Origin of the sequence: Nocardioides panzhihuensis (assembly GCF_013408335.1) — a bacterium.
Lineage (GTDB): Bacteria > Actinomycetota > Actinomycetes > Propionibacteriales > Nocardioidaceae > Nocardioides > Nocardioides panzhihuensis.
Genome location: NZ_JACBZR010000001.1, coordinates 714,187 through 736,875 on the forward strand (window position 1 = coordinate 714,187; position 22,689 = coordinate 736,875).

General features: G+C 70.2%; 24 protein-coding genes. 13 read left to right on the top strand and 11 right to left on the bottom strand.

Features of this window, described 5'->3' with window-relative positions; genetic code table 11:
- The first annotated feature begins 108 nt into the window (after nucleotides 1-108).
- Complete coding sequence (locus BJ988_RS03275) at nucleotides 109-1,770, top strand: FAD-binding dehydrogenase (protein ID WP_179656688.1); 1,662 nt, start codon at nucleotides 109-111, stop codon at nucleotides 1,768-1,770.
- On the opposite strand, the gene BJ988_RS03280 is transcribed toward BJ988_RS03275, so the two are convergent.
- A complete protein-coding gene (locus tag BJ988_RS03280; protein WP_179656689.1) occupies nucleotides 1,771-2,094 on the bottom strand; it encodes a DMT family transporter in 324 nt (107 codons plus the stop codon).
- 85 nt (nucleotides 2,095-2,179) lie between these two features.
- On the opposite strand from BJ988_RS03280, the gene BJ988_RS03285 reads away from it, so the two are divergent.
- The 3 genes from BJ988_RS03285 to BJ988_RS03295 are packed head-to-tail and all read left to right on the top strand — an operon-like array spanning nucleotide 2,180 to nucleotide 4,635.
- A complete protein-coding gene (locus BJ988_RS03285) occupies nucleotides 2,180-2,731 on the top strand; it encodes a TetR/AcrR family transcriptional regulator (RefSeq protein WP_179656690.1) in 552 nt (183 codons plus the stop codon).
- Nucleotides 2,732-2,768: 37 nt separating this feature from the next.
- A complete protein-coding gene (locus BJ988_RS31235) occupies nucleotides 2,769-3,467 on the top strand; it encodes an NUDIX domain-containing protein (RefSeq protein ID WP_179656691.1) in 699 nt (232 codons plus the stop codon).
- 40 nt (nucleotides 3,468-3,507) lie between these two features.
- On the top strand, nucleotides 3,508-4,635 hold the full coding sequence (locus BJ988_RS03295; protein ID WP_179656692.1) for an ABC transporter substrate-binding protein: 1,128 nt from the start codon (nucleotides 3,508-3,510) through the stop codon (nucleotides 4,633-4,635).
- A gap of 25 nt (nucleotides 4,636-4,660) precedes the next feature.
- Here BJ988_RS03295 and BJ988_RS03300 read toward each other — a convergent pair whose 3' ends face one another.
- Together BJ988_RS03300 and BJ988_RS03305 are read right to left on the bottom strand one after the other, a co-directional pair.
- Nucleotides 4,661-6,202 (bottom strand): AtzH-like domain-containing protein, encoded by a 1,542-nt coding sequence (locus BJ988_RS03300; RefSeq protein ID WP_179656693.1) that lies wholly within the window; start codon nucleotides 6,200-6,202, stop codon nucleotides 4,661-4,663.
- A 69-nt stretch (nucleotides 6,203-6,271) separates the two neighbouring features.
- Entirely contained in the window at nucleotides 6,272-6,658 is a 387-nt protein-coding gene (locus BJ988_RS03305; RefSeq protein WP_179656694.1) for a YidH family protein, read from the bottom strand.
- 45 nt (nucleotides 6,659-6,703) lie between these two features.
- Between BJ988_RS03305 and BJ988_RS03310 the strand changes: the two genes are divergently transcribed.
- Nucleotides 6,704-7,534: a thioesterase family protein gene (locus tag BJ988_RS03310; RefSeq protein ID WP_179656695.1), complete on the top strand. Its 831-nt coding sequence runs from the start codon at nucleotides 6,704-6,706 to the stop codon at nucleotides 7,532-7,534.
- 18 nt (nucleotides 7,535-7,552) lie between these two features.
- On the opposite strand, the gene BJ988_RS03315 is transcribed toward BJ988_RS03310, so the two are convergent.
- Nucleotides 7,553-9,139 carry a M15 family metallopeptidase gene (locus BJ988_RS03315; protein WP_179656696.1) on the bottom strand — a complete coding sequence of 529 codons (1,587 nt, stop codon included), beginning with the start codon at nucleotides 9,137-9,139 and terminating at the stop codon, nucleotides 7,553-7,555.
- Between the two features lie 112 nt (nucleotides 9,140-9,251).
- On the opposite strand from BJ988_RS03315, the gene BJ988_RS03320 reads away from it, so the two are divergent.
- From BJ988_RS03320 to BJ988_RS03335, 4 genes are all read left to right on the top strand, one after another.
- Nucleotides 9,252-9,980, top strand: a complete 729-nt coding sequence (locus BJ988_RS03320) for an NUDIX domain-containing protein (protein WP_179656697.1) — start codon at nucleotides 9,252-9,254, stop codon at nucleotides 9,978-9,980.
- Nucleotides 9,977-10,918, top strand: a complete 942-nt coding sequence (mshB, locus tag BJ988_RS03325) for an N-acetyl-1-D-myo-inositol-2-amino-2-deoxy-alpha-D-glucopyranoside deacetylase (RefSeq protein WP_179656698.1) — start codon at nucleotides 9,977-9,979, stop codon at nucleotides 10,916-10,918. Before BJ988_RS03320 ends, mshB begins: the two co-directional genes overlap by 4 nt.
- Nucleotides 10,915-11,271 carry a hypothetical protein gene (locus tag BJ988_RS03330; RefSeq protein ID WP_179656699.1) on the top strand — a complete coding sequence of 119 codons (357 nt, stop codon included), beginning with the start codon at nucleotides 10,915-10,917 and terminating at the stop codon, nucleotides 11,269-11,271. Before mshB ends, BJ988_RS03330 begins: the two co-directional genes overlap by 4 nt.
- Nucleotides 11,272-11,333: 62 nt before the next feature.
- The gene (locus tag BJ988_RS03335; protein ID WP_179656700.1) at nucleotides 11,334-13,730 is read left to right on the top strand and encodes a VanW family protein; all 2,397 of its coding nucleotides are present in this window, start codon (nucleotides 11,334-11,336) and stop codon (nucleotides 13,728-13,730) included.
- A 43-nt stretch (nucleotides 13,731-13,773) separates the two neighbouring features.
- Here the strand turns inward: BJ988_RS03335 and aspS are convergent, their stop codons facing one another.
- On the bottom strand, nucleotides 13,774-15,063 hold the full coding sequence (gene aspS / locus BJ988_RS03340) for an aspartate--tRNA(Asn) ligase (protein WP_179656701.1): 1,290 nt from the start codon (nucleotides 15,061-15,063) through the stop codon (nucleotides 13,774-13,776).
- Nucleotides 15,064-15,305: 242 nt separating this feature from the next.
- Here aspS and BJ988_RS03345 point away from each other — a divergent pair, with 242 nt between their 5' ends.
- Entirely contained in the window at nucleotides 15,306-16,148 is an 843-nt protein-coding gene (locus BJ988_RS03345; RefSeq protein WP_179656702.1) for an esterase/lipase family protein, read from the top strand.
- Between the two features lie 14 nt (nucleotides 16,149-16,162).
- Here BJ988_RS03345 and BJ988_RS03350 read toward each other — a convergent pair whose 3' ends face one another.
- Both BJ988_RS03350 and BJ988_RS03355 read right to left on the bottom strand, forming a co-directional pair.
- The gene (locus tag BJ988_RS03350) at nucleotides 16,163-16,564 is read right to left on the bottom strand and encodes a type II toxin-antitoxin system VapC family toxin (protein WP_179656703.1); all 402 of its coding nucleotides are present in this window, start codon (nucleotides 16,562-16,564) and stop codon (nucleotides 16,163-16,165) included.
- The gene (locus BJ988_RS03355; protein ID WP_179656704.1) at nucleotides 16,551-16,802 is read right to left on the bottom strand and encodes a type II toxin-antitoxin system Phd/YefM family antitoxin; all 252 of its coding nucleotides are present in this window, start codon (nucleotides 16,800-16,802) and stop codon (nucleotides 16,551-16,553) included. Before BJ988_RS03355 ends, BJ988_RS03350 begins: the two co-directional genes overlap by 14 nt.
- Before the next feature lie 65 nt (nucleotides 16,803-16,867).
- Between BJ988_RS03355 and BJ988_RS03360 the strand changes: the two genes are divergently transcribed.
- Complete coding sequence (locus BJ988_RS03360) at nucleotides 16,868-17,257, top strand: VOC family protein (RefSeq protein WP_179656706.1); 390 nt, start codon at nucleotides 16,868-16,870, stop codon at nucleotides 17,255-17,257.
- Here the strand turns inward: BJ988_RS03360 and BJ988_RS03365 are convergent.
- Nucleotides 17,249-18,181 (bottom strand): endonuclease/exonuclease/phosphatase family protein, encoded by a 933-nt coding sequence (locus tag BJ988_RS03365; RefSeq protein ID WP_179656707.1) that lies wholly within the window; start codon nucleotides 18,179-18,181, stop codon nucleotides 17,249-17,251. The two genes, BJ988_RS03360 and BJ988_RS03365, sit on opposite strands and share 9 nt — an antisense overlap.
- A gap of 91 nt (nucleotides 18,182-18,272) precedes the next feature.
- The gene (locus BJ988_RS31240; protein WP_179656708.1) at nucleotides 18,273-19,160 is read right to left on the bottom strand and encodes a GNAT family N-acetyltransferase; all 888 of its coding nucleotides are present in this window, start codon (nucleotides 19,158-19,160) and stop codon (nucleotides 18,273-18,275) included.
- Nucleotides 19,161-19,237: 77 nt separating this feature from the next.
- On the opposite strand from BJ988_RS31240, the gene fdxA reads away from it, so the two are divergent.
- Together fdxA and dapC are read left to right on the top strand one after the other, a co-directional pair.
- Nucleotides 19,238-19,561, top strand: a complete 324-nt coding sequence (gene fdxA / locus BJ988_RS03375; RefSeq protein WP_008358813.1) for a ferredoxin — start codon at nucleotides 19,238-19,240, stop codon at nucleotides 19,559-19,561.
- Nucleotides 19,561-20,679 carry a succinyldiaminopimelate transaminase gene (gene dapC, locus BJ988_RS03380; protein ID WP_179656709.1) on the top strand — a complete coding sequence of 373 codons (1,119 nt, stop codon included), beginning with the start codon at nucleotides 19,561-19,563 and terminating at the stop codon, nucleotides 20,677-20,679. Before fdxA ends, dapC begins: the two co-directional genes overlap by 1 nt.
- A 100-nt stretch (nucleotides 20,680-20,779) precedes the next feature.
- Here the strand turns inward: dapC and BJ988_RS03385 are convergent, their stop codons facing one another.
- Both BJ988_RS03385 and BJ988_RS03390 read right to left on the bottom strand, forming a co-directional pair.
- A complete protein-coding gene (locus tag BJ988_RS03385; RefSeq protein ID WP_179656710.1) occupies nucleotides 20,780-21,799 on the bottom strand; it encodes a VldE C-terminal domain-containing protein in 1,020 nt (339 codons plus the stop codon).
- 27 nt (nucleotides 21,800-21,826) lie between these two features.
- Nucleotides 21,827-22,675 (bottom strand): hypothetical protein, encoded by an 849-nt coding sequence (locus BJ988_RS03390; RefSeq protein WP_179656711.1) that lies wholly within the window; start codon nucleotides 22,673-22,675, stop codon nucleotides 21,827-21,829.
- Nucleotides 22,676-22,689 lie beyond the last annotated feature (14 nt).

Consider the following 22,689-nt stretch of genomic DNA (forward strand, 5'->3'; position numbering starts at 1 on the left):
TTCGGAGGCGGCTTCGGGGTGCGAGTCCGACAACTGTCCACCAGACGGAACGGTCGGGCGACAGGTTTCATGTACCCGCCGGTATGGAAGGTGGCAGGATCTGCCGACATGACCAAGCACGCCGACGTGATCGTGGTGGGAGCCGGCCTCGCCGGCCTGGCGGCAGCGGCTGAGGCCGCCGATGCAGGAAAGAGTGTTCTGCTGGTCGACCAGGAGCCGGAGCAGTCCCTGGGAGGCCAGGCATTCTGGAGTCTCGGTGGGCTCTTCCTCGTCGACAGCCCCGAGCAGCGCCGGATGGGAATCAAGGACTCACCCGAGCTGGCCCTCCAGGACTGGATGGGATCGGCTCAGTTCGACCGCGACGAGGACCTGTGGCCGCGGCGCTGGGCAGAGGCGTACCTCGACTTCGCGGCCGGGGAGAAGCGGTCCTGGCTGCGCGAGATGGGCCACCGGTTCTTCCCGGTCGTCGGCTGGGCCGAACGTGGCGACGGCCGCGCCGACGGCCACGGCAACTCCGTGCCTCGCTTCCACATCACCTGGGGGACGGGGCCGGGCGTCGTCGACCCCTTCGAGCGGCGGGTGCGTGCTCACGCGGACACCGGTCGGATCACCTTCGCCTTCCGGCACCGTGTCGACCACCTGGTGATCGAGGACGGGGCGGTGGTCGGGGTACGCGGCAAGGTGCTCGAGCCCAGCGGCATCGAGCGCGGGCAGGCCTCCTCGCGCGCCGAGATCAAGGACTTCGAGCTCCGCGGCCAGGCTGTGATCGTCACCTCCGGCGGCATCGGCGGAGACCACGACCTCGTCCGCAAGCACTGGCCGGCACGGCTCGGCACCCCGCCGAAGTCGATGGTCTCCGGCGTCCCGGCCCACGTGGACGGCCGGATGCTCGCCATCACCGGAGCGAGCGGCGCCAGGATCATCAACGATGACCGGATGTGGCACTACGTCGAAGGCATCCGCAACTGGGACTCGATCTGGGCCAACCACGGCATCCGGATCCTCCCCGGTCCCTCGTCGCTGTGGCTGGACGCGACCGGCAAGCGCCTTCCGGCACCGTTCTTCCCCGGCTTCGACACGCTCGGCACCCTCAAGCACCTGCGCCAGACCGGCTACGACTACTCCTGGTTCGTGCTGACCGAGAAGATCATCAAGAAGGAGTTCGCGCTCTCCGGCTCTGAGCAGAACCCCGACCTGACCGGCAAGGACTACAGGCTGCTCGCCGAGCGCGCGCGCAAGGGACCAGGCCCGGTGAAGAGCTTCATGGACCACGGTGAGGACTTCGTGGTCGCGGAGAACCTCACCGCGCTCGTCCACGGCATGAACGGCCTCGCCGAGAAGGACCCGTCTGGCCCGCAGATCAACGAGGGCGAGCTGCGCCGGATCATCGAGGCCCGCGACCGCGAGATCGCCAACAACTTCACCAAGGACGCCCAGGTCACCGCTCTGTACGCCGCCCGCCACTACCGCGGTGACAAGCTGCAGCGCACTGCCAAGCCGCACCGGATCCTCGACCCCGAAGCCGGTCCGCTGATCGCGGTCAAGCTCCACATCCTCTCCCGCAAGACCCTCGGCGGGCTCGAGACGGACCTGTCCGGCCGCTGCCTGACGTCAGCCGGCACCCCGCTGCCCGGGCTCTATGCTGCCGGCGAGGTCGCCGGCTTCGGCGGCGGCGGGATGATGGGCTACAACGCGCTCGAGGGCACCTTCCTCGGCGGCTGCCTGTTCTCGGGACGTGCGGCGGGGAGGGCTGCGGCCGCCGCGGTCTGATCAGTGAGCGCCGGAGAGGTTCAGCCCGACGACACCGACGACGATCATCGCCAGGAAGCCTGCCTTCGCCGCGGTGAGGTGCTCACCGAGGAACATCACGCCGATGCCCGCGACGAGGGCTGTGCCGAGGCCTGACCAGATGGCGTACGCCACCGAGACCGGCATCCGCTCCACGACGATCGACAGCAGCCAGATCGAGGTGCCGTAGCCGGCCAGGACAGCGGCCGACCAGCCGAGGTTGCGGAACCCTTCGGTCCGGGGGAGCAGCGCGGTGCTGGCGACCTCGATCGCGATCGCGACGACGAGCAGCGTGGCGGCGTACATCTACGGGTCCTCCTCAGGCACGTGTAGCGACCGCTACATCACTGAGAAATGTAGCAGTCGCTACATGGTCGGCATAATGCTTTCCATGGACCGCAAGGAGGAGCTCCTCGAGCAAGTCGTCGAGCACGTGCTCAAGCACGGCCTGATCGGGCTGACCCTGCGTCCGCTGGCGGCCGCGATCGGCACCAGCGACCGCATGCTGATCTACCACTTCGGCGGCCGCGACGAGCTGATCGCCGCCGTGGTGGCGCGCGCCAACGAGCACTCCGTGGCCGCGGTCGCCGCGCTGGAGCCGGCCGACGGCGTACGCGCCGGGGTGGAGGCGCTGTGGCGGGCCTACCGCTCCGACCCGCTGCACAGCTGCCTGCAGATCTACCTGCAGGCGGCCGCGACCGGGCTGATCGGGATGGAGCCCTACCGTTCGGTCGTCCGCGAGACCAACGAGCTGTGGTACGCCGCGCTCCGGGACTACATCACCGGCTGTGGTGCGCCCCCTGAGCGTGCCGGCCGGATCGTCACCCTCGTCGACTCGTCGCTGTTCGGCTTCCACCTGGACCTGGCCACCGACCGGCCGGACGAGCTCGCCGCCGGTGTGGCGGATCTCGCCGTCGCCGCGGGGGCGATCGCCGAGGGATGACTCGGAGCGCGCCGCTCGATCATCTAGGGTCTGCCACGTGGAGTGCCCCAAGTTCGCGGTGAGCGTCGACCTCGTTGTGCTCACCGTCCGTGACGAGGCGCTCTGCGCCCTGGTCATACGCCGCGGCATCGAGCCCCATCGAGGCGCCTGGGCGCTTCCGGGAGGGTTCGTCCGCGATGACGAGGGCCTCGAGGAGGCGGCAGCGCGCGAGCTCGCCGAGGAGACCGGCATGCGGCCGGGGAGCGTGCACGTCGAGCAGCTGGCGACGTACGGGGCTCCGGGTCGGGACCCACGGGCTCGGGTCGTTACGGTCGCCTACCTCGCGCTGGCGCCGGACCTTCCGGTCCCTGCGGCGGGGTCGGACGCGGCCGACGCGCAGTGGTGTCGGGTCGACTCGCTGCTGGCCGTCGACGGTGTGGCCGACGGTCTCGCCTTCGACCATGCCGCGATCCTCCGAGACGGCGTCGAGCGCGCCCGCTCCAAGCTCGAGTACTCGCCCCTGGGCGCGGCCTTCTGCGCCGAGGAGTTCACGGTCGCCGAGCTGCGCCGGGTCTACGAGATCGTCTGGGGTGAGCGTCTGGACCCCCGCAACTTCCATCGCAAGGTCACCAAGACCGAGGCCTTCCTCGAGCCGACGGGCAGCACGACGACCCGCGACGGGGGTCGCCCGGCTCAGCTCTTCCGACGGGGCTCCGCCGAGCACCTGCATCCGCCGTTGCTGCGCCGTACGACCTGACCGGCCAGCACCCGAACCTCCTCGAAGGGAACTCGTTTCGATGTCTACCTCCGCCACTCGGGCCTCGCGACGTAGGCCGGTTCGTCCCCGGAACGTGCACTGGGCCGCCGCGGCCCTCCTGTCCGTCGTCGCGGCCACCACGTTGGCCGGCTGTGGCTCCGATCCGGAACCGGCCAGCAGCGAGAAGGGCTTCGGCACGATCTCGATGCAGTACTCCTGGATCAAGAACGAGACGTTCGCCGGCGCGTACTACGCCGAGGACAAGGGCTACTACGAGAAAGCCGGTTTCGACGCGGTCAAGGGTATCTCGGGCCCCGACGACGGCGTCGCCAAGCTGCTCTCCGGGAAGGTCCAGGTCGCCATCACCGACGCCGTCGCGGTCGGTGCCGCGATCGCCGAGCAGGAGGCGCCGCTGAAGATCATCGGCGCGACCTTCCAGAAGAACTCGCTCACGATCCTCTCCCTCCAAGGCGGCGGCGACATCGCCTCGCCGGCCGAGCTCGCGGGCAAGAAGATCGGCGTCCAGGAGTCCGACGTCGCCGTCTTCGAGGCGATGCTCGCCGCCAACGGGCTCGAGGAGGAGAAGGACAACATCACGGTGGTGCCGGTCGAGCTCGACCCGACGCCGCTGACGGCCGGTCAGGTCGACGGCTTCCTGGCCGATCTGACCAACCAGTCGATCGCCCTCGAGCTCGCCGGTCATGAGACCACCGACCTGCCGCTCGCCGACAACGGCGTGCCGTACGTCGCCGAGACCTACACGGTCACCGACCAGTACCTCGCCGAGAACCGCGACCTCCTCGAGGCGCTGCTGACCGCCGAGATCAAGGGCTGGGCCGAGACCTTCAAGAACCCCACCGAAGACGTGGTCGAGGTCGTCACCACCCACTACGACAAGGCTGCCGGCGACTCCGACGGTCTCGAGGCCAGCTTCGGTGAGGTCGATGCGGCCAGGACCACGCGTGGCCTGCAGGAGTCGCAGAAGCTGATCTCGACGCCGGAGACCGAGAAGAACGGCCTCTTCACCGTCTCCGAGGAGCTCCAGCAGCAGACCGTCGACTCGCTCGCCGCCGCCGGCTGGGACGTCTCGGCCGAGGACCTGTTCGACACCTCGATCATCGACGAGATCTACGCGGAGCGCCCCGAGCTGAAGGCGTACCAGAAGTAGGTCCAGCCCTCAGCGGTCGTTGGGCTCACGCCTGGACAGCCGGGCGTCGGGCAGCGACGGCGAGCAGGTCGCGGTCGCGACCGGGCGCAGCGATCAGGCACAGACCGGCGGGGAGACCGGTCGCGGTGCGGACCGGGATCGAGACGGCAGGCAGGCCGGCGATCCCGGCGATGCAGGTGAGCCGCAAGGTGTCGTCGCGGACCTCGGCCGCCTCGGCCGCGGTCGGCGCCACCGAGGAGGCGCTGGGGAAGGCGAGGACGCGGTCGCCGACGACGTCGAGGATCTCCGCACGGGCCTGCGCGAGCACGGCGCGCGCCTCCGCGGCCTGCTCCCTGGTCACGGACCGAGCCATCTCGAACCGCCCGCGCACCGCCTCGCCGAGCGTGTCCAGCCGGGTCTCGAGCCAGGCTCCGTGGGCCTGCCAGGCCTGGTAGGCCTGCCCGGTCACGAAGGCCTGGCGCCACTCGTCCAGCGACGGCGCCCAGGCCAGCGGCTTGGCGTCGGGCAGCGCGTCGCCCACAGCGGTGGCGACGTCGTCGGAGGCGAGCCCGACCAATGAAGGCACCAGATGGATCTCGTCGACGTCGGCCGCCGGCGAGTCCGGCAGCAGTACGTCCCCCACCGCCTGCAGCAGGAACGGGGAGCGCGTCATCCACCCGACGGTGTCGAAGGCCTTGGCGAGCGGGTGGAGCCCCTCGCGCGAGACGGCCCCGTGAGTCGTACGGATCCCGTAGAGGCCCTGGTAGGCGGCCGGCACCCGGATCGAGCCGCCGGTGTCGGTCCCGAGCCCGATCGAGGCGTGGCCGAGCGCGACCGCGGTCGCCGACCCCGACGAGGAGCCCCCGGGGATCCGGCCGGGAGCCTTCGGGTTCGGCGGTGCCCCGTAGTGGGCGTTGAGCCCCGACAGCGAGTAGGCGAACTCCTCGGTGCGCGCGATCCCGCGGACCGACGCTCCGGCATCCAGCAGGGTGGCGACGACAGCGGAGTGCGAGTCGGCCACCGGAGCCTGCTCCAGCCACGCCGGACTCCCGGCGCCGACCGCGAAGCCGGCGACCGCGTAGAGATCCTTGACCGCCACGGTCTCGCCCGAGAGAGCTCCGTCAGCGGTGTGCGAGGAGATCAGCGGGTCGCCGACGGTGCGCCAGATCCGGCTGTCGAAGGCCGGCTCGGGCGCCGAGACGTGGGCCGCGGTGACCTGCCAGCCGGCGTACTCGATCCGCACCGGGTCCCGCGCCCACAGTTGCGTCTGCAGCCCGCGCCCACCGCGGTCGAGCTCCGTGACGGCGACGATGAGGGCGTGGTCCTCGTCGATCACCTGGACGTGGGTCTGCACGATGCGCCGCTTCGGCGCGCCGCCCCGCGCCGCGCGGAAGGCGGCGATCTGCTCGTGCCCGACGATCAGCCCGGCCGCGTCACCGCGCAGCGTGGTCGGTGAGTCGGCGAAGAGCGCGTCCAGAGCGGCGACGTCGTCGGACATCAACGCGCTCTCGTACGCCCGGAAGGCCTGCAGCAGCCCGTGTGGGACCGGCTTGAGCTGGGCGCCGTCCCGAGCTTGTCGAGGGGTCATAGGGCGAAGTCTGCCCTGCCGAGCATGACGGGTGCGCGATCGACGGGCCCGGCGGAGCCGGCAGGTGGGTCAGAGGACGAGCGAGACGCCCAGCAGCACGCCGACCAGCAGCAGCGCCCCGGCCAGCACGAAGCCCGCGGTGAAGGCGGGAAGCGGGCGGCGCTCCCGCATCGCACGCTCGACCCGTGCCCAACGGGCCATCGCGAGGATCGTGCACAGGATCGCGGTGAGCACCAGCACGGCGATCAACCCGTTGCGTGCCCATTCGACGGTGGGCACCTGGAACGAGTGCAGCGCGACCGCACCGGCCAGCAGGCCGAGCACCGTGCGCGCCCAGGCCAGGAACGTACGTTCGTTGGCCAGCGTGAACCGGGGGTCCGGCTCGTCGCCGTGGCCGTAGACCCAACGCGGGTGACGGGGGTCCTCCGCATTCGACTCTGGTTTCGACTCGGTCATGCCCTCATCGTCCACCACATCGCGTACCGATCTAGATTTCTCCCCATGGCTGAGAGCACGCAGGTTTCCGAGTTCGACCGGGACATCGCGGTCCGCAGGACCGACCAGAGCACTTATGCAGCCGACCTCGCTCCCGGCTGGGTGGTCGGCGGCGGAGTCAACGGCGGCTACCTGCTCGCGGTCAGCGGGAACGCGCTGCGGGCCCACCTGCCGCGTCATCCGGACCCGATCGTGCTGAGCGCGTTCTACGCCGGCGCCAGCACACCCGGGCCGGCTGAGGTCCGCATCGAGACCAAGCGCGACAAGGGGTCGCTGGCCATCGCGACCGCCGAGCTGTGGCAGGGCGAGGAGCTGCGGATCACCACCACGGCGACGTACGCCGACCTCGACGGTCTCCACGCGAAGAGCAGCGGCTTCGAGCGGGTCACCGCGACCGAGCCGGAGCTGCCGCCGCTCGAGGAGTGCCTCTCCTCGACAACCGCGCCCGAGCAGGTGAAGGAGTTCGTGCCGATGCTGGACCGCTACGAGCTCTGCGTGCCGAAGGAGCAGTTCGTCTGGGGCGGCGCCAAGCCGAGCGGTGAGGCCGTCTTCACCGGCTGGTTCCGCCACCACGACCGCGAGCCCGACCCGCTCTCGCTGCTGCAGGTGCTCGACGCGCTCCCGCCGGTGACCTTCGGCCTCGAGCTCCCGGGCTGGGCGCCGACCCTCGAGCTCACCTGCCACATCCGCCACAAGCCGGCGCCGGGCTGGCTCAAGGTCACCCACTTCTCCCGCAACCTCTCGGGCGGCATGTTCGAGGAGGACTGCGAGGTGTGGGACTCCGCCGGCACGCTGGTCGCGCAGGCGCGGCAGCTGGCCCGCCTGCCGCGCGCCTGACGGGTCACATCTGAGGGGTCACATCGGCGCGCAGCGGTCCTTCCCGCCGTAGGCGTCCCAGTGCCAGGCCTCGACCGAGTATTGCTTCAGCCCGAAGGCCAGTGCCGTCTTGTTGAGGAACGACCACACCTCGCTGGTCGGCTCGGAGGCCCGTGTCGCGCAGGTCTTGCCGCCGGTCGCGCTGGGCTCCTCGAAGTCGATGGCGATGCCGAGCTGGTGGGATGAGTGGCCGGGCTGCGCCGTCAGCGCGTAGTCGCCGGTCGGGCAGCCGCCGGTGGCATCCTCCTTGCACAGCGCCCTTTGCTTCTTCATGGTCCGGAACGAGCTGCTCGCGATGAGGTCGACACCCTGCTTCTCGGCCTTCTTGACCAGGGCGGCTGCGGCCCCCGAGATGCGCGCGTTGACGACGGTCAGGCCCTCGGAGCCGTCGATGTAGTAGCTGTCGCCCTTGGTGCTCTCCGTCCCGGTGTTGGGCAGACCCTCGACCGCGCAGAGTCGGACCGGGATCAGCTTGCCCAGGTCATAGCCCTCGCCCTCGCCCAGGTCCCTGGTGCCGGGTGCGCACACGAGCGCGGTCGAGTCGGCGCGTACGTCGCCCACCGGCCTCGTCGGCGCGGCGACCTCGATGAGCCTGCCCGCGGAGGCGCCGGCGGCGCGCTGCTCGGAGGCCTGCACGGCCAGCTCGGCGAGGTGGCCGGTGACCCCGCTCGCCTCCGTCTCGGTGGTCTCGCCCGGGTTCGGCGCTGGGTCCGGTGCAGTCTCCGGGACGTCGTCGGGGCAGGCGGTGATGGTCTCGTTGAGCGGATTCTTGGCCCCCGCCCCGAGGGTGATGTCCGCGCACACGACGGTGGTGTGGTCGCGCTTGGCGTAGGTGTCCTGCCAGGTCCGGTAGCCCGCGACCGAGAAGGTGTTGGTCGCCTCATCGGCCTGCAGCGTACGCAGCCCCAGACCGTCGCCGTAGGCGCCCGGCTGCTCGAGCCAGGCCCCGATGTCCGCGGCGGTGACCTCCCAGCCGACGCTACGCAGGGAGGCGACGGCCACTGTCAGGTCGCTGCCGACGCCGAGCATGTCGTCGGTCGTGGTCTGCTTCCACTTCTGCGTCTGCTCGTAGAAGTCGTACGCCCCATAGCCGCTGACTCCGACCAGCGCGAGCATCAGCAGGCCGACTAGGACCTTCGGCCAGCGCCGCTTCTTCGGCTCGGGACCGAACCGGCCAGGGCCGTGGCCCTGGGGGTACGCCGGGGGCTGCTGCCCCGGGTAGGGCTGCTCCAGGTAGGGCTGCTCCGGATACGGCTGCTCTGCGTACGGCTGTTCGGGGTAGGGCTGTTCGGGATAGTGCTGCTCGGGATAGTGCTGTTCCGGGTAGGGCTCCTGGCCGTAGGGCCGCTGTTCCGGTGGGTAGGGCCGCTGCTCGGGGTAGCGCTGCCCGCCCGGGTGGGGCCGCTGCTGGCCGGGATGGGGCTGCTGCCCGGGGTACGGCTGCTGCGGTCGCCCCGGCTGTGCCTGTGGTTGGTGGGGCTCCCGCGGGCCCGGGTAGGGCTGCTGGCCTCGGTAGGGCGGGCGCGGCTCGCCCGGACGCCGCGGCGGCCAGTGCTGGTCGCTCATGATCGGCCCCCGGGTAGGAGCGGGCAGGCGAAGAGCAGCAGAGGGCGGGGCACGGCGTTGGAGCGTACCCAAGAGACCATGCTTTCCGGGCGTCTAGGGAAGAATCTCACACGTGAACAGCCCCAAGACCGTAGTGGCCGCGGCGATCCTCAGCGCCGACGGCAAGCAGGTGCTCGCCGCGAGGCGTATGTCCCCGCCCGAGGCCGCCGGGCGCTGGGAGCTTCCCGGCGGCAAGGTCGAGGAGGGGGAGACGCCCGAGGCAGCCCTCGTCCGAGAGATCGGTGAGGAGCTCGGCTGCCTGATCGAGGTGCTCGACTGGATGCAGGGGGAGTCGGCCATCGGGGTCTCGACAGGCTCGACCACCGGGGCCCGCCTGATCGCCGCGACCGCCCGGGTTGTGGCCGGCGAGCCGAGACCGCGCGAGCACGACCAGATCCTCTGGCTGGCGGCCGAGGACCTCGACTCGGTCGACTGGCTCGAGCCCGACCGCCCGTTCCTCGGCTCGCTGCGTCACGTGCTCGGTCTGCCCGAGGCGGCGACCCTGCGTGGCATCTTCTTCGAAGAGGAGCACGCCCGCTCGGCCGCAGCGAAGCTCGAGCGCGAGGGCTGGACCGCGCGGGTCGACCGCGAGCGCTACCAGGGCGAGGACGACGACGAGGACCACCCGTGGTCGGTGGAGACAGACGCCCCCGAGCTGGTCCTGGAGCTGCTGGTGGACGAGTACGACGGTTGGCTCGACATCCCCGAGGGCCCGCCGGACGACTCGATCGCTCCCGAGCCCGTCGACCTCCCCGACAACCCGAAGCGGATAAAGCGCCCCGACCTAGGATCGAGTTCGTGAATTCACAGAAGAGCCTCCTGCTCGTTCATGCCCACCCCGACGACGAGACGATCGCGACGGGAGCGACGATGGCGAAATATCTCGCCGAGGGCGCCCGCGTCACCCTGGTGACCTGCACGGCAGGAGAGATGGGCGAGATCCTGGTGCCCGGGCTGGCCCACCTCGCCGCCGATCAGGAGGACGGTCTGGGCGAGCACCGACGCGGGGAGATCGAGGACGCGATGGCGGCGCTGAAGGCGCCCGACGGCAGCGAGGTGGACCACCGCTGGCTGGGTGGTTTCGGCAACTACCGCGACTCCGGGATGACTTGGAGCGAGGACCGCACCCACGCGCTGCCGGACCCCGACGCCCGGGAGAACGCCTTCTGGTACGCCGACCTCAACGAAGCCGCCGACCACCTCGTCACGATCATCCGCGAGGTGCGTCCGCAGGTGCTGGTCACCTACGACGAGTTCGGCAACTACGGCCACCCGGACCACATCCAGGCGCACCGGGTCGCGACGTACGCTGCCCACCTCGCCGCCGTCCCGACCTACAAGAAGGAGCTCGGCGAGGCCCACGAGATCGACCGGATCTTCTGGACCGCGATCGCGGAGAGCTGGATCCGTGAGGGTCTGCGTGCTGCCCGGGACTCTGGAGACGAGGACGCGCTCGGTGGGATGGACCCCGAGGGCCCGCTGCCGATGGCGACGCCCGACGTCGACATCGCCGCCGCGATCGACGGCACCACGTACGCCGACCAGAAGGTCGCCGCGATGCGCGCCTATCCCACCCAGATGGACATGGAGCAGGGCATGTTCGCGATGACCAACAGCCTCGGTACGACCGCGTGGTCCCACGAGCACTTCCGGATCGCCAAGGGCGACCTCGACGGGCACAGCGGGGCCGACTCGGGTCTCGGTGGCCAAGCCTGTCCGGATCTCTTCGCCGGGCTGTGAGACCACTCGGCGGCGGCCTGGCTCGTTGCGGGGCCGGTCTCCTGGCCGGCCTCCTCGTCGGGGTCGCGGCGGTCGCCGTCCACCCGTGGTGGTGGGGCCTGCTGCTCGCTGTGGCTGCGTCCTCGGCGACTCTGCTCGCACTCCCACGTGGAGTCGCGAGGGTGGCGTACGCCGCGGCCTGGGGGATCGTGGTCGCGCTGGCCGCGACGCCGCGGCCGGCGGGCGGGTACGCCGTCGCGGGCGACCTCGCGGGATACCTGATGATCCTCTGGGCCGTGCTGATGATCGTGGTCGCGACGGCGACTGTGTCAAGGGCCACTTCGAGGGTGGATCGCGCCCACTCCGGCAAGTGACGAACGTCCCAAGATGGGCTACGGGTTCGGCCTAGGGGGGTATAGGTCCTAGGCTCTGCCGCATGTCCACTGAGCGTGAGGCCTCCAAGGCCCCCGAGCCTGCGAAGCAAACTGACGCGGCCGGGTCCAACGCCAGCCAAGCTGGCGCGGACGATGCCGCCGTCGAGACGGTCATGATCCCGCAGATCGAGATCGACGCTCGCGTCGCCGAGTCCGCTGGCGCCAAGCCGGTCGCCAATGTGCCCGACGAGCCCGACGGTGCGACCCGGATCGTCTCCGCCGAGGCAGACTCACACGATGACTCCGACGAGGATCCCGCCGAGGAGACCCTGCTGCGCAGCACGATGCTGCGCTCAGAGCTGCCGAAGCGTGCGCCACTGCCGGAGGACGACAACTACCTGTTCGTCTCGAAGAACCGCGAGTTCGCTCCCGAGCCGGATGCGGTCGCCGCCGCGCCCGACCTGGCCGACGACGCGGAGACCGAGATGGCGTTCTACCGTCCGGCCGACGAGAGCCCGGACTTCGACGAGCCGCTCGAGGAGACCGTCGTCGGCGTCGGCCCGTTCGTGGTGCACGACCCCGCGCAGGATGCCGTCGACCACTCCGCCTACCAGCCCTACGCGCAGCCCGGCGATGCGCAGCCCGGCTACGCGCAGCCCGATTACGCGCAGCCCGACTACGCGCAGCCCGACTACGCCCAGCCGGTCGCGGCTGAGCGCAAGCCGCTCGGCACCGGGGCCAAGATCGCCGTCGCGGTCGCCGGCGGCGTCGCCGTCCTGGCCTTCGCCGGCTGGGCCGCGGCGTACGCCGTCGCGGGGGAGAAGATCCCCGAGGGCACCACGGTGGCCGGCGTGGACGTCGGCGGCATGACGGCCGCCGAGGCGGCGCCGTTGCTGGACCAGAAGTTCGCCCCGGCCCACAGTCAGCCGATCGACGTGGCCGCCGGCGACAGCAAGACCGAGGTCAACCCGGCCGAGGCGGGTCTGAGCTTCGATGCCGAGGCGACGATCGCGAAGGCCGACGCCGCGCGCAGCTGGAGCCCCGTGAAGCTGTGGAAGCACTTCACCGGCGGCGGCGAGATCGAGCCTGTCATCAAGGCCGACGACAAGCTGCTCGCCAAGGTCGCGGCCAAGGTGAGCAAGCGCGCCGGCACCCCCTTCAAGGACGGCGACGTCGTCATCAAGCGGGGCAAGGTCAAGACCACCCAGCCGGTCGCCGGTGAGGGAGTCAGCAACGAAGCGCTCCAGAGCGCGCTCGCCGGTCAGCTGCTCGTCGAGGGCGACCGCAGGGCTGATGTCTCCCTCGAGGAGCTGACCCCGGACGTCGACGAGACCGACGTCAAGGAGGCCGTCGACAAGGTCGCCAACCCGGCGGTCTCCGGCCCGATCACGCTGAAGTTCGAGAAGACCCCGGTGCAGCTGTCCCCGAAGGAGTTCGGCGACGCGATCCGCTTCGACCCCAAGGACGGCGAGCTGCAGGCCTCGGTCGCGCCCAGCAAGCTGAAGAAGGTGCTGAAGGAGGCCCTCGCGGACGACGCCGCGAAGCCGGTCGACGCGACGGTCGAGATGGTCAACGGCACCCCTAAGGTCGTGCCCGCCAAGCCCGGCGTCACCTTCAACCAGAAGGACCTGGAGGCCGTCTTCCTCGACGTCGTCACCGCGCCCAAGGGTGAGCGCACCGTCGAGGTGAAGTCGAAGGTCGCCAAGCCCAAGGTAACCACCGAAGAGGCCAAGGCCTGGGGCATCAAGGAGAAGGTCTCCTCCTTCACCACCAACTTCCCCTACGCCGAATACCGCAACGTCAACATCGGTCGCGCCGCCGAGCTGATCAACGGCACCGTGCTCGCGCCGGGCGACACCTTCTCGATGAACGGCATCGTCGGCGAGCGTACGGCTGCCAACGGGTTCACCAAGGGCTGGATGATCCAGAACGGGATCTTCCGCGAGGACTACGGCGGCGGTGTCTCGCAGATGGCGACGACCACGTTCAACGCGATGTTCTTCGCCGGGCTCCAGGACGTCGAGCACAAAGCCCACTCGCTCTACATCGACCGCTACCCGATCGGCCGCGAGGCGACCGTCGCCTGGCCCTCGCTGGACCTGAAGTTCAAGAACAACACCAAGTACGGCGTGCTGATCCGCTCCTGGGTCAACCCCGCCGGCGGCAGCAGCCAGGGCTCGGTGACCGTCGAGATGTGGTCCACCAAGATCTGGGACATCAAGGCCCGCACCGGTGACCGCTACGACTTCAAGTCGCCGGGCAAGCAGAAGATCACCGACGGCAACTGCGAGAACACCGTCGGCGCCCAGGGCTTCTCGATCAACGTCTGGCGCGACTTCTACAAAGCCGGCACGGGCTCGAAGGTCGACACCGAGACCTTCAAGACCGTCTACAACCCGCAGGACGAGGTCGAGTGCACCGACGAGTCCAAGAAGAAGCCCCCGGCCGACCCCAGTTGACGGGTACCGCTGGTCGAGCCGCTCCGGCGGCTCGACCAGCGGGTCAGGGCGTGAGGCGGTGCAGGTCTCGCGGGAACAGCGTGACCTCGCGGATGTTGGCCGCCCCGACCAGCCGTGCCACCCAGCGCTCCAACCCCAGCGCGAAGCCTCCGTGCGGCGGCATCCCATGGGCGAAGGCCTGCAGGTACGAGGCGTACGCCGCCGGCTCCTCGCCGCGCGCCCGGATCGCCTCCTCGTAGTCGGCCAGGCGGTGCAGGCGCTGCCCGCCGGTGACCAGCTCGAGGCCTCGGAAGAGCAGGTCGAAGCTGTTGCTCCACCGCTCGTCGCCCGGCTGCGGGTGGGTGTAGAACGGCCGCTTCCGCATCGGGTAGCCCTCCACGGCCAGGAAGTCGGAGCCGTAGGTCTGCCGGGCCCACGCCCCGAGGGCGCGCTCGTGCTCGGGAGCGAGGTCGGGCTCGTCCTCGGGTGCCCCGACCAGCTCGAGCGCCTCGGCGAAGTGGATGACCGGGATCTCCTCGGGCACGACCGGCAGGTCGTGCCCGAGCCGTTCGACGGCGCGGGCGGCATGGGTCTCGATCCCGGCACGCATGCCTGCGACGACCTCGCGGAGCACCGAGAGCACGTCGCGGTGGTCGCGGACGAAGCCGAGCTCGACGTCGAGGCTGACGTACTCAGCAAGGTGTCGCACCGTGTCGTGCGGCTCGGCGCGGAAGACCGGTCCGACCTCGTAGACGCGCTCGAAGACGCCGACCAGCTGCTGCTTGTAGAACTGCGGTGACTGGGCGAGATAGGCGGGCCGACCGAAGTAGTCGATCTCGAAGACGTTCGCTCCGGACTCTGTCGCCGAGTCCACGATCTTGGGGGAGTGGACCTCGGTGAACCCCGCCGAGTCGAGCGTCGCCCGGAAGCCCCGCAGGGATGCGGCGGCGACCTCCCAGCGGGCCCGGACCGCCGGATGACGCCAGGTCACCGGAGCGTGGTCGAGCAGCGTCGGCAACCCGGCCGCGATCTCTGGTCGCCACAGCTCGACCGGCGGGGTGTGTGCTGGTCCGGAGAGCGCCGTGACCACAGGCGAGGTGACCTCGACCCCACCCGGGGCCTGCGAGCTGGCGGTGGCGATGCCGACCACCTCGACCGGGGTCTCTTCGGGGGGAACCTCCTGTCCGTCGGCGGGCTTGACCACCACCTGCGCCAGGCCGGTGTGGTCACGAAGAACGAGAAAGGTGACGGCGGCGAGCTCGCGGCGCCGGTGCACGTGCCCGGCGAGTCGAACGGCGTCGCCCGGCGTGACGGCGGGAAGCTGGCCAGCGAGCGTACGGTCTATCGGTTGCATCTTTTCCTCCAGGTGGCGAGGCCCTGGAGGTGTGGGCGGGGGCTAGGTCGCGGTGCCACCACACCTTCGCTGATGTCTCATCAGCCTCTCGTCGATCCGCCGTACGCGCGGGCGCCGCCTTGCCGCTGGCTGAGGGTCGTCACTCCTCGGCGGCGCCACTCACGATCGTAGATGTCGCCGCGCGCGGGCCGCCAACGAGTACTTCGTCGTGACGTGAGTCACATCAGTTCGTTGACATTGTCATGCGCCCGTTCCTGCTGAGCCTTCTCGCCGCTGTCGCACTCGTCCTCGTCCCGTTCTCCGCCTCCGCCGGCGCGGGGACCAGCCGGACCGGGGTCCCGCTGCCGGGATCGCCTCTCGGAGACCCCGTCGGCGCCAACGACTGGGGGTGCGCGCCCTCGGCCCAGCGCCCGACGCCGGTGATCCTGGTGCACGGCACCTTCGGTGACCGTCGTTCGCTGCTGGACCCGATCTCGCTGGCCATGAAGCGGGCTGGGTTCTGCGTCTACTCCCTCGACTACGGCAACCGGGCCACCGGCGACATCCGGGACTCGGCCGCCCATCTCGGTGAGTTCATCGAGCGCGTGCGCGAGGTCACCGACGCCGAGAAGGTCTCCCTCGTCGGCCACTCCCAGGGCGGGATGATGCCCCGCTACTACATCAAGAACCTCGGTGGTGCCGCCTACGTCGAGGACCTCGTCGGCCTGGCGCCGTCCAACCACGGCACCTCGATCATGAGTTCCGAGGGTGTCACCGGCGCCGCCACCGGAACCACCGGCCTCTGCGTCTCCTGCTCCCAGCAGGCCGTCGGCTCGCAGTTCCTCGCCGACCTGAACGCGGGCGACGAGACCCTGGGCGACATCTCCTACACCCAGATCGTCACCGCCACCGACGAAGTGGTCGTGCCCTACACCTCCGGCTTCCTCGCCGAGGGCCCGAACACCACCAACGTACGCATCCAGGACGCCTGCGCGCTCGACCTCTCCGAGCACCTGCTCATCCCGATGAGCGCGTCCGCCATCGCACTCACCCTCGATGCGCTGACCCACGAAGGCCCCGCAGCTCCCGACCTGAGGACCTGCTGACCTCGACTACGCGATCACCAGACGGTGTGGATGGAGCCGTACGCCTGCAGCCTGCTGTCCTTGGTCACCAGGGGAAGGTTCTCGAGCATGCTCTGTGCGGCGAGCATGCGGTCGAAGGGGTCGCGATGGTCCCAGTCGAGCTCTCCGGCGAGGCGCGAATGGTTGAAGTCGATCGGCAGTCGCTGCAGGACATGAAGACGGGTGCGATCCTCGAAGGTGGCGACCAGGGTGCCTCCGCCGGGGAGCTTGCTGAGCCGAGCCTTGGTCGAGATCTCCCACAGGCTCGCCGCCGAGACGAACACCTCGGTGTCGATGTCGATGACGGCCTCGTAGGCAGAGGCGCTGAGCCGGTCCGGGTCGCTCACCAGCCAGATGTACGCATGGGTGTCGAGGAGGACTCGCTCAAAGGTCTTCATCGAGCGAGCCCTCCCAGGCGGCGAGCTCGTCGTCGGAGAGCGGGTCGAAGAACTCATCGGGGACGCTCACGCGAAGCCCGCCGAGGATCCGCCTCGTCGGCCGTTCGATCGGCACCAGGCGGGCGATGGCGCGGTCACCCCGGGCGATGACGACCTGGCCGCCCGCCTCGACCTCGGTCAGCAGGCTCGACAGGTGTGTCTTCGCCTCCTGAACCTTCACGACATGCGCTGCATCCATGCGTCAACGGTAGGTTGGTCAACCGGGTTGGTCAACCCATGGTCTGACCCGCTGAGGAGGACAGGATGCATCTTGATCTGGCGACTTTCGTCGTGCCCGAGTACGACGAGGCGGTGGAGTTCTTCCGCGACGTGCTCGGCTTCGAGGTCACCGAGGACGTGCCCGCGACGACGAACGACGGGCGCCCGAAACGATGGGTGGTCGTGCGTCCGCCGGGCGGCGGCACCGGCTTCCTGCTCGCCCGGGCCGACGGCCCGGTGCAGACCGCGAGGGTCGGCGACCAGACCGGCGGCCGGGTCACGTTCTTCCTGCGGGTGGACGACTTCCCGGCGGCGTACGAGAAGCTGGTCGCCGCCGGGATCGAGCTCGTGGGACCGGTGCGCGAGGAGTCCTACGGCACCCTCCAGGTCTTTCGTGACCCCTTCGGGAACCTGTGGGACCTGTTGTCAGGGTAGGCGTACGAGCGCCTGGACGGGGGTGTGGTCGCTGGGCCAGCGACCGTCCTTGGTCCAGGTGTTGATCGCTGCCGACTTCACGGTGATGCCGGGCGTCGTGAGGATCCAGTCGATGCGCGTGCCGGCCGGGTTCGGGGTGCCGTAGTTCGGGAAGGTGCCCACCCGCGGAGTCAGCTGGGTGCCCGCGAGCCAGGTGTCGACGAGCCCGCCGTCGGTCACCAGCGTCGTATAGGGAGCTGAGGCCTCGGCGGTGGCGTTGCAGTCCGCAGTGAACACGGCGGGAAGCCCGGTGTCGGCGATGAGGGAGCGGACGACCTCCGCGCTCCGGACCCGTGCGTTCTCGGACTGGTGGTCGAAGTGGGAGTTGACGTGCAGGAACTCGGTTCCGGTCGCCAGGTCCCGGAACCGCACCCAGGTGACGATCCGGGTCACCGAGTTGCCCCAGGTCGCCGAGCCGATCACGTCGGGGGTGTCGGAGAGCCAGAACTGGTCCCACCACAGCGCCTCGAGCCGGGAGGCGTCGTAGAAGATCGAGGAGTACTCGCCGCCGGCGCCGCCGTCGCGCCCGAACCCGAGCATCCGGTACTTCGGCCCCAGGCCGGCCTCGAGCGCGCCGAGCTGGCTGAACTCGGCCTCCTGCACGCCGACGATCGTCGGCTTCTCGAGCTCGACGAAAGCGGTGACCAGCGGCTTGCGCTCGGGCCAGTAGTCCGGCTGGCCGGGCTGCGTGCCTTCGCGGTCGTAGCGGATGTTGAAGCTCATCACGTGGAGATCGGGCGTCTTGGCCTTGCCGATCAGTGGCTTACCCGAGTCCTTCTCGTACGCCGCCGCCGCAGGCAGCGCGCCGCCCAGCGTCGTACCGACTGCAGCGGCCGCGCCGAGCGCGCCCGCGGATGTGATGATGCCTCGCCTGGTGATGCCCATCAGTGCTCCTTAGGTGGGGATTGCTCCACCACCTCACCAAGCGCAGATGAGCACTCGCGGAACTCCGGATGAGCGGGCCCGGACAGTTCCGCTACGGAGTGGGCGAGGAGTAGTAGCGGCAGCGGTGGTGCTCGGTGAAGCCGAGGCCCTCGTAGAGGGCGAGGCCGGCGTCGTTGTCGGTCTCCACGTGCAGCCAGGCGGCGCGAGCGCCACGCTCGGCGCCCCACTCCAGCAGGGTGGCGAGGGCCTTGGTGGCGATCCCCTGGCGACGGTGTGGCTCGGCGACCTCGAGGTCATGGATGGCCAGCCAGTCGTTCTTCATCGTGCCCATGATCCGCGCGGTGTCGCGGAGGTTGATCAGCACCTGCGCGTCGTTGGCCTGCAGCTCGACGCGGGCGTCCTCGACGGGCGGCGGCAGGAGTCGCCGGGTGGCGGCGAGCCCGGCGAGCTGGAACTCGACGGTGACGTCCTCGACCCAGCCGCGCTCGACCACGGCCTCCTCGGCGGCGGACCCGACCTCGACCTTCACCCGGGGGTGCTTGTGGCGGCTCCGGTAGTAGCTCTCGACCCGGTCGAGCGCCGCCGCCAGACCGAGGCCGGGGTCGCCGATCGCCAGCGCGGAGTTGGGCCGCCGGCGGACAGAGACCTCGTGGTCGAAGAGCACCCACTCGCCCAAGGGCTCGGAGGTGGTGCCGGGGAAGATCGCGGCGCTGAGCAGCTCGGCCTCCCGCACGCCGATCCGCAGACGTACGTTCGGCCGTGGCGGCACCGGCTTGCCGGAGACGATCTCGGCGACGGGCACCCTCACCTGCTCCCCGGACTCGCGCTCGATGACCGCGGTGCCGTCGGCCCAGGACGTACAGACGCCGAGGATGTCGGTGAAGGCGGGGCCACCGGTGGGTCCGGTCTGGCCGGGGACGAGGCGGCGCACGACGATCCGCTTGCCGACGACATGTGGTCCCAGGAGATGAGCAGGCACGTGGGGATACTAGGCTGTCCTCGGAAGGGCCAGTCGCGCCCCTCTGACTTTCGTGAAACCGCTTGGAGGAGCCCCGAATGACGTACGTCATCGCCCAGCCCTGTGTTGACGTGAAGGACAAGGCTTGCGTCGACGAATGTCCGGTGGACTGCATCTACGAGGGCAAGCGGATGCTGTACATCCACCCCGACGAGTGTGTCGACTGCGGCGCCTGCGAGCCGGTGTGCCCGCCCGAGGCGATCTTCTACGAGGACGACACCCCCGAGGAGTGGAAGGAGTACTACGACGCCAACGTCAAGTTCTTCGACGACCTCGGCTCGCCCGGTGGTGCTGCTCGCATGGGTGAGATCGACAAGGACCACCCGTTCGTCGCCGCGCTGCCCCCGCAGAACCAGGACTGATGCCGACTCCGTACGCGGCCTCGGTCCCGGTCTCGCAACGGCTGCCTGACTTCCCCTGGGACAAGCTCGCCTCGTTCAAGGAGAAGGCGTCCGCGCACGCCGGGGGGCTGGTCGACCTCTCGGTCGGGACCCCGGTGGACTCGACCCCGCAGGTCGTGCAGAACGCTCTGCGCGGGGCCGCTGACTCCCCGGGCTACCCGACGACGATCGGTACGCCCGCGGTGCGTCAGGCCGCGATCGACTGGCTCGCGCGCAACCACGGGGTCGACGGCCTCGCGCTGGACAACGTGCTGCCGGTGATCGGCTCCAAGGAGCTGATCGGGTCGCTGCCGCTGCATCTCGGCGTCGGACAGGGCGACCTCGTCGCCTACCCGGAGCTGGCCTACCCGACCTACGAGGTCTCTGCGGCGCTCGTCGGTGCCGACACCGTCGCCACCGACTCGCTGGTCGCCCTGGGGCCCAGGGTGCCGAAGATCCTGTGGATCAACTCCCCGTCCAACCCGAGCGGGCGGGTGCTGCCGGTGGAGCACCTGCGCAAGACGGTCGAGTGGGCGCGCGAGCGGGGCACGCTGCTGATCTCGGACGAGTGCTACATCGAGTGCGCCTGGGAGGCCGAGCCGGTCTCGGTGCTGCACCCCGACGTCTGCGGCGGCACCTACGAGGGCATCCTCGCCGTCCACTCGCTCTCCAAGCGCTCCAACCTCGCGGGCTACCGCTGTGCCTTCGTCGCCGGAGACGCCTCCGTCCTCGGTGAGGTCCTCGCGGTCCGCAAGAACCTCGGCCTGCAGATGCCCGGCCCCCAGCAGGTCGCCATGGTCACGGCGCTCGCCGACGATCAGCACGCCAAGGAGCAGCACGCCCGCTACGCCGCCCGGCGCACCAAGCTCAAGGCGGCGCTGGAGTCGGCCGGCTTCCGCATCGACCACTCCGAGGCGTCCCTCTACCTGTGGTCGTCTCGCGAAGAGGACTGCTGGGCCACCGTCGACTGGCTCGCCGAGCGCGGCATCCTCGCCGCCCCCGGCGCCTTCTACGGCCGCGCCGGCCGGTCCCACGTCCGGATCGCCTTCACCGCCACCGACGAGCGCGTCGACGCCGCGGTCTCCCGTCTGGCCGAATAGACCCCGCCGAGGCGTCACGTACGTCGGCCGAGGCGTCACCTACGTCGGCCGAGTGGGCACTGGATTGCCAACTCGGCCAGCGGGAGTGACGTCTCGGCGGTCAGTCGGCGACGTCGACGTGGACGTGGTCGCGGTGCTCGAGGATCGACATGTCGCCCTGGCGGGGCGGGAGGTCGTAGTCGCGCCACCCGGCGGCGGAGCGGAGCTTGGTCCAGATGCGGTCGTCGAAGATGACGGTCTCGATGTCGAGACGGTCGGCGTTGGCGACGAGATACTGTGCCACCGCCCAGCCCTTGATGTTGTTGCGCGCGTTGATCGGCCGGAAGAAGTAGTCGACGGCGCGGCCCTCGTAGTGGGCCGAGCCGACCATGTGTCCGGTGGAAACGCCACCCGGCTGGAAACCGCCTTCGGGGACCCGGCCGAAGGCGCCGCGTACGTCCTCGCGCAATGCCTCCGCACGCGAGGTGAGTCCGGCCCCGCTGAGCTCGTCGGGGGCCTCGTCGGCGCTGCCCTTGACGACGCAGGAGAACGCCTCGGGGGTGTTGCCGGTGAGCGCGGAGGCGAGGGCCCGCGCCTCCGGCTCGGCGTCGCGGTAGGAGTCGCGGGAGCCGTCGCCGATCTGCTGGGCGACGCCCGGCACGGACTGCCGGCGATAGTCGGTGACACCGGAGAGGCGGTCGTAGAGGGCGGACGCCTCCGAGGCCGGCCGGTCGAGATCGTGGTCGGCGAGCTCGACCGCGAGCACGACGGAGGCCGCGCGGGCGGGGAGCCCGCGGCGTACGGCTTCGGCGGCGATCGCCGAGGCGTGCTCGGCCTGCTCGGAGGAGAGGTCGTAGGTCTCGCCGTCGGCGGTGACGGTGCAGCTCTCGGAGGAGAAGACCGGGATGCCGCTGATCCCGACGCCCAGCACACGCAGGCCCGCGAAGAGCAGCGCGACGGCGATCACGACGCCGAGGACGATGAGGTGCTTGCGCACCGGCCGGAGCTGCTTCCTGGCTTCGCGCGCGGACTTGCGCAGCGCCTCGCGCGCCGGCTCCGGCAGACGCGGCGCCGAGGGCCGCCCGGGCGGGGTCGGCGTGCCTGGGGGCGGACTGGTCGGCGGACCCCCGGTTGCGCTCACGTCACCAATCTTCACGTACGGAAAAAGTCATGCCAGGGTGATGACGATGCGCTCGCCGCTGGCGTCGGGGGTCTCGGCCCATTCCTCGTCCTTGCCGGCCGACCAGGTGCGGCCGTCGTAGGCGATGGAGGTGGCGCCGAACTCGCTCGCCCGGGCGAGTACGTAGTGGGCGGCCGTCCAGCCGCCGCGCTCGCCGGTCTTGCCGGCTTCGACCGGGATCACCACGGTCGATCCCTCCACCCGAGCCCGGCGGACCATGCCGCCGAGCAGCTGGTTGATCTCGGTCTTGGTCGCCTGGGGCTTCCCGGACCCGGCCTCCGGCTCGTCGATCCGGCAGGACAGCGCGGCGGGGGAGTAGCCGCTGATCGCGGAGGCGATCGCGCGGCCCTCGTCCTCGTGGTCGGCGTACGCCTCGGGGAACGCCGAGCGCTGCACCTCCTGGGCCGCCTCGGTGACCACCATGTCCTCGTAGCCCTCGATCTTCACCAGCGCGTCGTAGAACTTGTTGGTGGCGTAGATCGGGTCCTGGACCTGCTCCTCGGTGCCCCAGCCCATCGACGGACGCTGCTGGAAGAGGCCGAGCGAGTCCCGGTCGCCATGGCTGATGTTGTAGAGCTTCGACTCCTGGATGGCGGTCGCGATCGCGATCGTCGCAGCCCGCGCGGGCAGGCCCCGTTTGAGGCCGAGCGCGGTGATCACGGCCGCGTTGCCCATCTGCTCGGGGTCGAAGCGCGCCTCGTACTCGCCTGCGACCGCCGTGCAGTGCTGCAGGTCGGGCAGGATCGAGTCCAGCTTGTCCGTCGCGGCCTGGACGACCCAGTAGATGCCGCCGGCGATCACGCCGAGTACCACCAGTGTGGTGACGAGCTTCTTCAACGGAGCACTCTGGT